We start from the raw sequence: 11,639 nt of genomic DNA, 5'->3' as shown, positions 1-11,639 counted from the left end.
TCTGCTTCCTCGTTGGTATCGCGTACATCGTTTTTGAAATCAAAAAAGAGAATTTTTTCAAAAGCCGAAAAATCGAGTTTGTGGTCTTTGAAATCTTTTTGATCAAGGGTGTTTTCGATGCCCAGCTTTGATTTCACCCCTTCTGCACCCAATCGTTTTCCCGTCCAGCGTTCGCGCAGGGGATCGCGACTTTGGGCAAAAAACAGTTCGTTGTATTTTTTGCCATCGGCAGCGGTTTGTTCATCCGCAAACAGGATTAGCATGGCATTGGGTTCCTGGTAGCCAGTGAGGTAATAAAAATCTGGATCCTGGTGGTACAAATATTCCACATCGTTGGCACGGTTGCGCACAGGATTGGCAAAAAACACGGCCATCCCTTTGGGGGGCAACAATTTGCGGAGGGCTTCGCGGCGCGTCTTGTGAAAGTCGGCAGGCAGCAAGTCCAGCGGTTCATCCTGGGCAAATAAGCTACTGCCCAGCAGGAACAAGCCAAGTACAACAATCAATCGGGTCATGGTCAATTGGATTAGGAAGCGGCTTGCACTCCCATTAGATTGCAAGCCGCTCATTTTTGAATAACCCGAAGCTAAAAAGAATTTTGAAGATCAACAAGCCTACATCTTTAGTATGACGCAAAAAATCGGGAAGTTAATTTTTCTGCGTTACTTAAAATTTCGGATGCTGTTTGTGGTGGGTAGTCGCTTCTTGGTAAGCTTTGGCCAAACTCAGGATTTTTCCTTCTTCAAACAGTTTGCCCGTGAAGGAGATGCTGGTAGGTTTTCCATCGCGAAATCCATTTGGAATCACCACACATGGATGGCCAGTGTGGTTGGTGATGTTCAAACTACGACCTACCCAGGATGGATTGATGTACACATCCACTTGTTCAAAAACTTTCTGCATGTCCTGCATCAATTTGGTACGCAGGCGATTGGCCTGTAGGTATTCCACTGCCGGGATAAATCGGGCTTCCCGGAAGGAGTTTGGCCAGGCATTCTGGATTTGACGGCGCATCAAATCATCGCGGCCACTGAGCGTCAATTCATCAAATGCGGCAGCTGCTTCAGCATTTAAAATAATGCTCAGGTTCGGCGATTCAGGGAGTTCAATTGGCACGAGGTTGAATCCCATTTCCTTTAACTTTGAAAGCGCAATGCTGTCCTGAACATGAAAAGGATACCTGCGGTCAAAATCCTTTTTGAGGTAGCCAATCTTCATTGTCCGAGGATCAAAATTGGCATCGTATTGAAAAGCGGCTGGGATCAACGAAACATCCATTGGATCTGGACCCTGAATGGCCTGAAATACGATGGCACAATCTTCTACCGTACGGCAGATTGGGCCAATTTTGTCCATTGACCAGCTCAGTGCCATTGCTCCATACCGACTCACCCGGCCATAAGTGGGGCGTAATCCGGTGGTGCCACATACCGTAGAGGGAGAAACAATCGATCCCAGCGTCTCGGTGCCAATCGCAAAAGGCAACAACCCAGCGGAGACAGAAGAGGCCGATCCGGCAGAAGATCCACTGGAACCACTCTTGGTATCCCAGGGATTGCGGGTCATTTCACCAAACCACACATCTCCCCAGGCCAGTTCGCCCATGGTAAGTTTGGCACAAAGCACCGCACCTGCTGCTTCCAATTTTTTGATCACCGTAGCATCATAATCGAGTACCTGATCCTGATAAGGGACCGAACCCCAGGTGGTTTTGTATTTTTTTGCAGCCAATAGGTCTTTAGCCCCGTAAGGAATGCCGTGCAACAAGCCACGGTACTTTCCAGCTTTGATTTCGGCATCAGCGCGTTGGGCTTGCTCAATGGCCAACGCTTCGGTGAGCGTAATGACACAATGCAAGGTTGGATCGTATTTTTTCAAACGATCCAGAAAAAAACGCGTCAATTCCAGAGAACTGATTTGTTTGCTTTTGATCAATTCGGCCAATTCGCGTACACTGTACCAAGCCAAATCGTCGCGGTTACTGGGCAAAGTAACCTTTGGAGTTTTACCAAAATTTACTTTGTCGGGGCCAGAAGGAATATTCATGCCTGGGAGTACCGGATTGAACCAAAGTGCAGGGCCGAGGTCATTGCCTGGAGTAAGTTTTCGGTGCGCCAAATAAGCATTTCGGGAGTCTTCCAGGCCGGGTAGGAGGGAGTCAATTTCGCTTGGCGTCATTTCCAATCCAAAAATTTTGGCGGCACTGCGCACATCATCGGCAGTGATTTTATCGGCCAAAAAACGATTGCTAAAAGCGCCCAGCATAAAAATTAACCCAAAGAGCAAAAAGAGTTTCAGGGTTTTATTAATCCGATCCATATATTTGTGGCTTTGATTTTGGCCTGTTGGCCGATGATTTTATACCTGAGCAATCAGGCCAGTTTAATATCAAGTAGACTTATAATGGATCAAAGTACTAAAGTGTTTAAATTCGGTGGTGCCTCAGTAAAAGACGCCGAAGCGATTCGAAACGTTGCCGAGATACTCCAAAACTATCGACAAGATACCTTATTGATCGTTTTGTCGGCCATGGGCAAAACCACCAACGCCCTGGAAGCAGTGGTGAACGCCCATGTAGCACAGACGAACGAAGCGACAAGTTTGCTGGAAGCCCTCAAACTTCAGCATTATCTGGTCATGAATGAGCTTTTCAGTTCAGACGATGAAGTATACGCGCTGGTCAATGATACTTTTGTGGAAATCGAATGGGTACTGGATGAAGAACCCCACGACAACTTTGATTACATGTACGATCAAATCGTGTCGGTAGGAGAGTTGATTTCCACCAAAATCCTTTGCGCCTATTTGAACAATCAAGGTTTGCCGACTCAATGGCTGGATGCCCGCGATGTAATCCTGACCAATGAGCTGTACCGCGAAGCCTGGGTGCAGTGGCAAGAAACGGAAGAACGTTTCCAAAAAAATGCCCAACCCCTGCTCCAAAAGGGAGGATTTGTGGTCACCCAGGGCTTTATTGGCGCAACGCAGGAAAATTTTACCACCACCCTGGGTCGCGATGGTTCCGACTACTCTGCGGCCATTTTCTCTTTTTGCGCTGGCGCAGAAAGCATGACCATCTGGAAAGATGCCCCTGGAGTATTCAGTGCTGATCCGAGGTTTTTTCCTGAGGCCACCATGTTGCCCGAAATGTCTTACGATGAAGCGATTGCGATGACCTATTACGGGGCAAAAATCATCCACTTGAAAACGGTTGGGCCACTTAAGCGCAAGCATATCCCATTGCATGTTCGCTCTTTTTTGGAGCCTTCCGCCGAGGGTACTTTGATTTCCGAAAGAGAAGTAACTACTTACCCGCCATTATTGGCCATTGAAGCCAATCAGGTGCTTTTGCAAATCAGCAACAAAGACTATTCCTTTGTTACCGAGCAGCATTTTAGCCAAATTTTTAACGTCATTTCAGATCTGCGCATGCAGGTTACCTTCATCCAAAACACACCTTTGATACTCTACATCAGCGTATTTGATCAGGGGGATAAAGTGGTTCAATTTGCTGACCGCATTCAGGATTCTCTGGAAACCAGCCCAGTCAAAAATCTTGAGTTGATCAATATTCGCCATGCCACCGCCGAGTTATTGACGCAATTGCGTCAGGAGCGAAAAGTTTTGGTAGAACAAACCAATGGCGCGTCAGCGCATTTGATTGTGGAGAAAAGTTGAATCGTGGATGGAAACATTTCAACGACTCAACACCTCAACTTTTCAACTAATTGCGTACATTTGTTTAGGTCAGCGATTCTCTTCAATCAGCTGCTAAATTGCCCCTGATGAATAGTATTGTCACTCAGCGCTTTATTCAATGTCATCATCAACTTAAACAGGACAATCGGGTGCGATCCAGTCGGCAGTTTGCCATTGCCCTTGAATATTTGCCCCAAAGTTTAAGCGAAATATTGAAAGGTCGCCGAGACGTTACCATCGATTTGCTGCGTCGTGCGGTTGAAGTTTACCAGGTCAATCCCTTGTTTTTGTATACTGGAGAAGGGGACATGTTCCTTCGTCCCAAAGAAGAGCAGGAGGGCAGTTTTTTAACGGTTGCGCAGCATGCCCAAAATGAGGATCTAATTTTGCATGTTTCGATTCACCATCAATATGAGTACCCCCGTGAGATCAACACCCCTGAATTCATCAGCAAGCTCCCGGTTTATTCTTTCCCCGAACTTCGGTCTAACCTAGGAACACAGCGTTCCTTTGAAATGATTGGAGACAGCATGCAACCCACTTTTAATGAGGGAGATAAAGTAATTGCCAATTTTGTCAAACCTACAGTTTGGACACAAAATTTAAAAAACAACCATGTCTATGTGATCGTTTCCGATAACGCAGTGGTAATCAAAAGAATTTTGAAAGGTTTACAAGTAGACAAGCAGTTGTTGTTGGTTTCCGACAATAGCTTTTATGAATCTTATCCTTTACATTTGAATGACGTGAAGGAGATTTGGCAGGTTCATACCCGCATTTCCTCCTTCTTGCCTGCCTACCAGCACCATCAATTTTCTGTGCAAGAAGAAATAAAATCACTGAAAGAAATGATTGGGGAACAACACCAGATGATTCAGCGTTTGCAAAGTATGATTGAAAAACTCATCAAATCTTAACCATGCGGAATAAAAAAATCAAAGGAAAGGTTGTTTACCTTGAACTAGAAGGCGGAATCTGGGGAATTGTTGACGACAAAGGCGGCGATTGGTTGCCCATCAATATGCCCTTTGAATTGATGAAAGATGGCCTGATCGTAGAAGTGGAAGCCCATAAATCATCAGATTTCTTGTCAGGTGCCATGTGGGGAACCCCCATTGAAATTTCTAAATTTGAGATTTTGCCATCGTAATTAAATGTGGAATTGCTTCACTACACTCGTGTAAAAATTTTAATTTTCCGCCCCAACCAGAAAAATCAAACCATCGAATTGAAAAAAGTTGAGAGAGAAGAGGGAAATGGTTTTGAGGAAACTCAACTATTGCTGCTCTGCCTACCTCAATTTTATTGCTAGCAAACCAACGAAGCAATGCCGAATATTTCGCAGCGGGCTTTGAATGTCCCGTTATCACCCATCCGCAAGCTTGCAGGCTCTGCGGAACTTGCCAAGGCCAAAGGGCGGCACGTATTTCACCTCAATATTGGTCAGCCGGATATCGCGACTCCCGAGGCAGCCATGGCGCGTTTGCGCGAGGTGGACATTAAAGTGCTCGAATACAGCCCAACCGAGGGATGGGCGAGTACCCGAGCGGCATTTGCAAAAGCAATGGGGAAATTTGGCGTCAACGTCAGCAAAGAAGAAGTAATGGTGACCACTGGCGCTTCTGAAGGCAATCAACTGCTCTTTTTTGCCTGTTTCGACAAAGGCGATGAAGTGATCATCCCAGAGCCTTTTTATGCCAACTACAATGGTTTTGCCCAAATTGCCGATGTGGTAGTCCGCCCTGTAACGAGTACCCTCGAAACGGGTTTTGCCATGCCGCAAATTCAGGATTTCGAGCGGGTGATCAATAGTCGGACTCGGGCCATTTTTCTGAACAATCCCAGCAATCCCACCGGAGCTTTTTATCCCAGAGCGCTGATTGAACAATTGGCTCTCCTGGTCAAGCAATACGATCTGTACCTGATTGTTGACGAGGTATACCGCGATTTCTGTTACGATGGCCAGGAGTTCTTTTCGGTTTTGCGCCTGGAAGAAATGGAAGAAAACGTCATTGTGCTGGATTCGATTTCCAAAAAATTCAGCGCTTGTGGTGCTCGGATCGGTACAATCATTACCCGCAATCAGGATGTGATGGTGGCAGTAAGCAATTACGGTAAACTGCGCTTGAGCCCGCCAGCATTCGGACAATTTTTGTCAGAATTCCTGTGCGAGTTGGACGATGAATACATGGATAATGTTCGGGAGGAATACCATCTCCGCCGGGATCTTGTTTATGAGCGCCTGAGCAAAATGCAAGGAGTGGTTTCTTACAAGCCAGGTGGAGCTTTCTATTGCTTCGCCAAGTTTCCTGTTGAAAATGCGGATCACTTCTGCCAATGGATGCTCGAAGAATTTGAATACAACGGCGCTACCGTTATGTTGGCGCCTGGTGAGGCATTTTATGCCACCCCGGGTTTGGGAATAGATGAAGTTCGCATCGCCTATGTGCTGAATACCACCGCCTTGAATCAGGCAATGGATTGTTTGGAACAGGCTTTGGCTGTATACCCTTACAAGAAGGTGCGGGATATGGCCAGCGTCCTGTAGAGACTTAATTTTAGCCTTTAGAGACACGATCCATCGCGGCTCTAAGTAGGTGGACGGTGCGATACAAAGACGCACAGTGCCGCGTTCATCGACTGGAAACGAAGAATTGTCCATCATTTGTGCAAATACAGGTACAAAGTAATTACCTTTGCTGCGATTTTTTGGCACCTCATTTTTAAACCAGAGATAAACAGTTCTCTTAAGGTTTTGGTAACCTGCACGTTTGAAACATGGATAGAAATAACATCATCGGGATAGCACTGATTTTCGTTCTTTTTTTGGCTTGGCAATATTTCCTAACTCCCTCCAAGGCGCAATTGGCTGCGCAAAAGCGCGCTCAAGATTCTATCGCTATGGTTGAAAAACTCCGCGATAAATTGGCCATTGTTAAGAAGCAAGAAGCGACGAAAAGAATTGAGGCCGCAGCAGAAGTACCAGATTCTTTGCGGACGAAATTGCTGGGAGGACAATTTGGCCCATTCGCGGCAGTTGCTACCGGAAAAGAGGAAACCAGCGTACTGGAGAATGAACTCATCAAAATCACCTTTAGCAACAAAGGTGGCCGCATACAGGATGTGCTCCTGAAAAAGCACTTCAAAATGGTACAAGGCAAAGATCGCAAAGACCGTAAAGTGCCTTTGCATCTTCTGGACGACCCCAAAAACCGTTTTGAATATACACTCCCCGTAAAAGGAATCCGCAATGGCGTCAATACTGCGAATTTGTATTTCAGCAAAAAGCAATCGGCCAACTCCATCACTTTTCAGGCCGATGCTGGAGATGGACACTTTTTTGCCCAAACGTATACTTTGCCCCAAAATTCCTATAAGCTGGATTACAACCTGAATTTGGAAGGACTGAACCAGATTTTGGATCCAAAAAGCAAATCCATTGTATTGAAATGGGTCAATTACCTGGACAAGATAGAAAAGTCGATACAATACGAACGGCAATATTCTTCGCTCAACTTTAAGCCAGTCGAAGGGAATTCCAGTCGTTGCTCTCCAACCAAGGAGTATTCAGCCAAAGATGCTGAAGGTGCGCCGATTCAGTGGGTAGCCAATACGAATCAGTTTTTCAACAGTGCTTTGCTCGCCGAAAAAGGCTTCGTTCGCGCAAAATTTGAGAGCAAAAACCTACCGGAGGGCAGCGAAGACCTGAAGGCGTTGCGCAGCGACATTCAAATCCCGTTTAATGGTGATGGATCGGAAAAGGTGGCCATGCATTTTTACATCGGCCCCAATGAGTTCAATCGCTTGTACGATCTGGGATTCAGCATGTCTGACATCATTCCTTTCGGGCAAAACATCATGGGTACCATCAACCGTTGGGTAATCCGGCCTTTGTTCAATGTGCTGACCAGCTTGTTCAGCAGCAAGGGCATCGTGATCTTGATGTTGACTTTGATGGTGAAACTGCTGTTGTTTCCGTTGACCTACCGCATGATTTACTCGCAGTCGAAAATGACCTCTCTGAAACCGGAGATTGATCGACTCAAGGAGCGTCATGGTGATGATCAACAGAAAGTACAAATGGAAACCATGAAGATGTACCGCGAATTTGGGGTAAACCCATTGGGTGCATGTTTCCCGATGCTGATGCAGTTGCCGATCTGGTTTGCTTTGTATCGCTTCTTTCCGGCCTCCATTGAGTTCCGCCAGGCCAATTTTTTGTGGGCAACTGACTTGTCTTCGTACGACGAGTTTTTCCAATTGCCATTCAAGATTCCATTCGGATTTGGAGAGCACATCAGCCTTTTTGCCTTGCTTTGGGTCTTGTCTACTTTGCTGTATACCTGGTACAACTCCAAAAACATGGACTTTTCGGCCAACCCATCGATGTTGTACATGCAGTACATCATGCCGGTGATGTTCATGGGCTTCTTCAATAGCTCTGCATCAGGACTTTCGGCCTATATGCTGTTCAGTAACTTGTTGAACATTGGGCAGACCCTGGCAACCAAATATTTCCTGATCGACGAAAAGAAAATCAAAGCCGGAATGGATGCCTACCGCAAAAAGCCCAAGAAAAAGAGTGGCTTTGGCGAGCGCATGGAAAACATGATCAAAGAGCAACAAAAAGCAGCAGAGGAAAAAGTCAAAACAATCAAGCGTAAATAATTCATCCATTGAATCAAGGCCACCGAAGCGCATTTTTTTTGCACGAAAATGGCTTTGATTCAGTACTTTGAATCTAAAAACAAGCATCATGTTACTTTTACAAGCAGCAACAGGAGCAGCAGGAGGTGGTTACATCAACCTGTTGTTCATCGGTTCCATGTTTTTGATCATGTATTTTTTCATGATTCGCCCACAGCAGAAAAAACAGAAGGAACAAACCGGTTTTGCCAAAAACCTGGCCAAGAACGATGAAGTGGTGACCAATAGCGGAGTTTTAGGCCGCATCAGCAAAATTGAAGAAGACATCATAACCCTGGAAGTTGGCTCCAAGGTGTATATTCGCGTATTGCGCAATGCCATTTCCAAGGACTTGACGGATTCAATTTATGGAGCAGGTAAAAAACAACCAGTGGTGGTTACCCAAGAGTAAGCTCATTCCCCGAGTACGGGAAGAAAGGGCTATTCTAATGTTGTGCATTGGAATAGCCCTCGTTTTTTGGATTGGGGTAAAAATGTCTCAGGAATACATCTCTACCAAGAAAATTGAGCTTCATTTTATCATTCTCCCCAATCAGGCTTTTCGAAAGGCTCCACCCAACAACATGAGCATCCAACTCAAAGGGTCGGGTTGGAATATTTTTTACGATTACCTACTCAATTCGCGTATTCACCTTACCTATGATCTTTCAAAGCGGAGCAGCATTCGCCTGGATGAAAAGCGCTTGCTAAACGACATTCGCAATCGGCTTTCTGCTGAAAAACTTACTTTTTTCAATTTATCACACAGTAATTTTCGTTTAAATTTAGAACCCAGCCTGGATAAATGGGTTCCTATCCGAGCCATCACTGAGTTGGGGTATCAATCAGGGCATTACCTCTCCAGAAACATCGAATTTGAGCCAGATACCGTTCAAGTTTCAGGGCCAGAATCGGTTGTAAGACCCATCTATGAATGGCCAACTGAGAAATTAATCCTGAAAAATTTGAAAAATGAATACGAAGGCCAACTGAAATTAAAGGCAACTTCTCCAGAACTTCACCTGTTTCCGGATGCGGTGAACATCAAAGTACCAGTAGAACAAATTACGGAGAAAACCCTGTTTGTCAAGGTTCAGGTAAAAAATGCCAATCAACAGTACCGCCTGTTTCCAAGCCAGGTGCGGCTGATTTGCAATGTGGGTTTGAGCCAATTCAACGCGCTGAATTCAAATGATTTTGAAGTTGAAGTAGATTTGTCCAATGCTTCTCAGCAAATCGGAAATACCGTTCCGGTAATGGTCAACCGCCAACCAACCATAGTGACCAATGTGCGCATTGAACCTAAAGTTGTGGAATTTTATGTGGTGAAAAAAGAACTCAATTGAGCTCATTTTTATCTTTTTCCAGTTCTTCGATCAGCGCAGCTTCCAGCGTTTGATCTAATTCACCCTCAATTACGTTGTCCTCTTCTTTCATTTTCACAAAAACGCCTCGAATTTGGGAAGGCAACAAACTGATTTTGTGGCCCAACCAGGATTCCAAGGTAACCGCCAATACAGCGTATCCTTCGGTGATTCCGGGTACAGGTACTACAATACACATAAAGAAAGGCAAAAACTTGGGTAAATCTTTGAGTTGCTCCCGCGCCTGCTGCAACTCCTCAGGAGTGGGGCCGTTTTTGGAACTTGATTTAATGATTTTACCCCTGCCGTGCTTCACAAATGTTTTCACCATTTGTTTGGTTTCGACACCTTCCATCCAGAAAGCCCAAAGCATCATTTTGGGAAAACGGGCAATCTTGCTTAATTTCATAAAGTCTATTTATTACCAGCTTTTTCTTTGTCTTTCTTGTTCATTTCGATGATCTTATCCATTACCTCTTCCAGTTGTTCTGCTGGAACTTGTTTGGAAATGATCTCCTTTTTGGAGTCCAGGATGTACATCTGAGGGGTGGTCTCCACGTTGTACAGGACAAAGTAACGCCCGGTAGGATCGGTTGCGTTGTACCACTCGGTCAGGCCATTTTCTTGAATGTATTTCACGCATTCGGGTTGATCCTGAGCGGGTTTCACACAAATAGCCACCAGGGTAATGCCACGGTCTTTGAATTTCTCAAAAAACTTCTTCATGGCTGGCATGGATTCTTTGCAGTGGCCACAATCGTAGCGCCAAAAATAAAGCAAGGTAAACTCTGATTTGAGTTGACTCAGCATGGTGCGGTTGCCATTGCGTTCCAGGACAATGTCAGGAGCGGTTTTACCGATCAAAAGAGGCTTGAGTTTTTTGGCATTATCGACAATCTTTTTAACCTGATCCTGATTGGCCCAATTGGCTTGCCCGGTGGCGTAGTATTTTTCAGACATGTGCACATAAACTGCATCCATACCTACAAATTTGGAGGCTGCGTAACTGTTCAAAAAATGGATCAAGTAAAACTTAAAAGACTCTTCTGCCGGGCGCAAACGTTCCAAAACGGTATCGATGGCGATGGCAATGGAATCAGGATGCTGTACGCAAAGCTTGTTGACAAAATAATCGAGGCGTTGAAACAAGAAAGGCGTCCGCAGCAAGCGGTTGTCTCCGAGGTTCATGTTGTCAAAAAAGTGCTGGCGCGTCCACATCCACAATTGGCGGTTTTTTTCTTCTTCCGGCAAATTGTCAAAGCTTTTAGGGGTATCCAGGCTCATATTCGCCCGGATGATCGCAGCAGCGAAAGAGCCGTTGAATTTTTTGACGTAATCGGTCTGGTATTTTTCTACATCTGCATTTAGCTTTTCCATCTTCTTTTGCGCAGCATCTTTTACCGTAGGATTGTCCTTGGCCGCTTCGATTTCTTTTGACAACGCTTCTGCTTCAGGGCGCTTGGCATTGAGGTAATTCACGTAATCATAAAACAGGGCATTTTCTTTGCTGCCTTCAAACTTGGTATTCTCTCCAGGTTTATCCTTGGTGGTTCGCACCAAAAAAGCTTGTTCTTTGTCGGACACTAAAATCTGGAAAAAATCATTGTTGGGGGGCAAAACCACTATGTACATGCCCGCCTTCAGCGCTTCGGGGCCACTGAATACAAATTCTCCTTTGGCATCGACTTCAGCCGTGTCCATGACGTACTGCTTGTCGCCCATGTAGTAACCCAAGAACAATTGCTTCTCGGTAAAACCATCTACTTTTACCCGGATTTGGTAAGCATTCTTAGCCGTTTGAGCCATTCCGCCCACAGCCAAAAGCATCAACAGAGAAAAAAAATATTGTTTCATGTTGTCAATCAGTTATTGCTTTTTGAACATTTATTT

11 protein-coding genes are annotated in these 11,639 nt (G+C 45.2%); 7 read left to right on the top strand and 4 right to left on the bottom strand.

All coding sequences use genetic code 11. From position 1 onward, the window contains the following. Window positions 1-515, bottom strand: a 515-nt coding sequence (locus ABW391_RS04395; RefSeq protein ID WP_353480616.1) for an aminopeptidase P N-terminal domain-containing protein, incomplete at its 3' end; no start/stop codon positions are given. Between the two features lie 151 nt (window positions 516-666). Beyond that, entirely contained in the window at window positions 667-2,319 is a 1,653-nt protein-coding gene (locus ABW391_RS04390) for an amidase (RefSeq protein WP_353480615.1), read from the bottom strand. A gap of 84 nt (window positions 2,320-2,403) precedes the next feature. Here ABW391_RS04390 and ABW391_RS04385 point away from each other — a divergent pair, with 84 nt between their 5' ends. From ABW391_RS04385 to ABW391_RS04355, 7 genes are all read left to right on the top strand, one after another. Continuing rightward, window positions 2,404-3,678: an aspartate kinase gene (locus tag ABW391_RS04385; protein ID WP_353480614.1), complete on the top strand. Its 1,275-nt coding sequence runs from the start codon at window positions 2,404-2,406 to the stop codon at window positions 3,676-3,678. Between the two features lie 107 nt (window positions 3,679-3,785). Next, entirely contained in the window at window positions 3,786-4,616 is an 831-nt protein-coding gene (locus ABW391_RS04380; protein ID WP_353480613.1) for a LexA family transcriptional regulator, read from the top strand. A 2-nt stretch (window positions 4,617-4,618) separates the two neighbouring features. Then, on the top strand, window positions 4,619-4,849 hold the full coding sequence (locus ABW391_RS04375) for a hypothetical protein (protein WP_353480612.1): 231 nt from the start codon (window positions 4,619-4,621) through the stop codon (window positions 4,847-4,849). A 177-nt stretch (window positions 4,850-5,026) separates the two neighbouring features. Continuing rightward, window positions 5,027-6,247: a pyridoxal phosphate-dependent aminotransferase gene (locus ABW391_RS04370; protein WP_353480611.1), complete on the top strand. Its 1,221-nt coding sequence runs from the start codon at window positions 5,027-5,029 to the stop codon at window positions 6,245-6,247. A 230-nt stretch (window positions 6,248-6,477) separates the two neighbouring features. Further along, window positions 6,478-8,367: a membrane protein insertase YidC gene (gene yidC / locus ABW391_RS04365; RefSeq protein ID WP_353480610.1), complete on the top strand. Its 1,890-nt coding sequence runs from the start codon at window positions 6,478-6,480 to the stop codon at window positions 8,365-8,367. 88 nt (window positions 8,368-8,455) lie between these two features. Then, window positions 8,456-8,797, top strand: a complete 342-nt coding sequence (gene yajC, locus ABW391_RS04360; RefSeq protein WP_353480609.1) for a preprotein translocase subunit YajC — start codon at window positions 8,456-8,458, stop codon at window positions 8,795-8,797. Beyond that, window positions 8,754-9,731: a CdaR family protein gene (locus tag ABW391_RS04355; protein WP_353480608.1), complete on the top strand. Its 978-nt coding sequence runs from the start codon at window positions 8,754-8,756 to the stop codon at window positions 9,729-9,731. Before yajC ends, ABW391_RS04355 begins: the two co-directional genes overlap by 44 nt. Here the strand turns inward: ABW391_RS04355 and ABW391_RS04350 are convergent. Both ABW391_RS04350 and ABW391_RS04345 read right to left on the bottom strand, forming a co-directional pair. After that, a complete protein-coding gene (locus ABW391_RS04350) occupies window positions 9,724-10,158 on the bottom strand; it encodes a hypothetical protein (RefSeq protein ID WP_353480607.1) in 435 nt (144 codons plus the stop codon). The two genes, ABW391_RS04355 and ABW391_RS04350, sit on opposite strands and share 8 nt — an antisense overlap. Before the next feature lie 5 nt (window positions 10,159-10,163). After that, window positions 10,164-11,603: a redoxin domain-containing protein gene (locus tag ABW391_RS04345; RefSeq protein ID WP_353480606.1), complete on the bottom strand. Its 1,440-nt coding sequence runs from the start codon at window positions 11,601-11,603 to the stop codon at window positions 10,164-10,166. Window positions 11,604-11,639: the final 36 nt, after the last annotated feature.

The sequence above is a fragment of the Haliscomenobacter sp. genome, assembly GCF_040403615.1.
In the GTDB taxonomy this organism is placed as follows: Bacteria; Bacteroidota; Bacteroidia; order Chitinophagales; family Saprospiraceae; genus Haliscomenobacter.
Note: the sequence above shows the minus strand (reverse complement) of the source record. Positions and strands in the feature narration are given on the sequence as shown.